Genomic DNA, 486 nt, shown 5'->3' with positions numbered 1-486 from the left:
AATGGTGGAGATAAGGAGATTCGAACTCCTGACCCCCTGCTTGCAAGGCAGGTGCTCTCCCAACTGAGCTATACCCCCAAATGGTGGACCTTCAGGGACTCGAACCCCGGACCTACCGGTTATGAGCCGGTTGCTCTAACCAACTGAGCTAAAGATCCATGTTGTTGTATCTGGCAACGACTTACTCTTCCACAGGGCCTCCCCTGCAGTACCATCAGCGCTTTGAAGCTTAACCTTCGTGTTCGGCATGGGAACGGGTGTTACCTTCAAGCCATAATCACCAGATATYTAACATTTTAATTGCTTTTTTGCAATTTGTCAATAGAGATTTAACAATTTTTTTATTGTTTCTCTCAAAATTACACAGTGAATTTTATTTTGGTCAAGCCCTCGACTTATTAGTATCAGTCAACTTAACATGTTGCCATGCTTACATCTCTGACCTATCAACCTGGTGTTCTTCCAGGAGTCTTACTAGCTTACGCT

General features: G+C 44.3%; 2 tRNA genes and 2 rRNA genes. All 4 read right to left on the bottom strand.

Annotation, left to right across the window (positions count from 1 at the left end):
* Positions 1-2: 2 nt before the first annotated feature.
* Positions 3-78, bottom strand: a tRNA-Ala gene (locus tag ACYUEW_RS19065).
* Between the two features lie 3 nt (positions 79-81).
* Positions 82-158: transfer RNA gene (locus ACYUEW_RS19060), tRNA-Ile, on the bottom strand.
* Positions 159-168: 10 nt separating this feature from the next.
* Positions 169-285: ribosomal RNA gene (gene rrf / locus ACYUEW_RS19055) — 5S ribosomal RNA — on the bottom strand.
* A gap of 93 nt (positions 286-378) precedes the next feature.
* Positions 379-486 (bottom strand): 23S ribosomal RNA (locus tag ACYUEW_RS19050); the annotation flags it as partial.

This window comes from Clostridium sp. CTA-1 (assembly GCF_054768215.1).
This window is presented reverse-complemented; position numbering and strand designations above follow the sequence as displayed.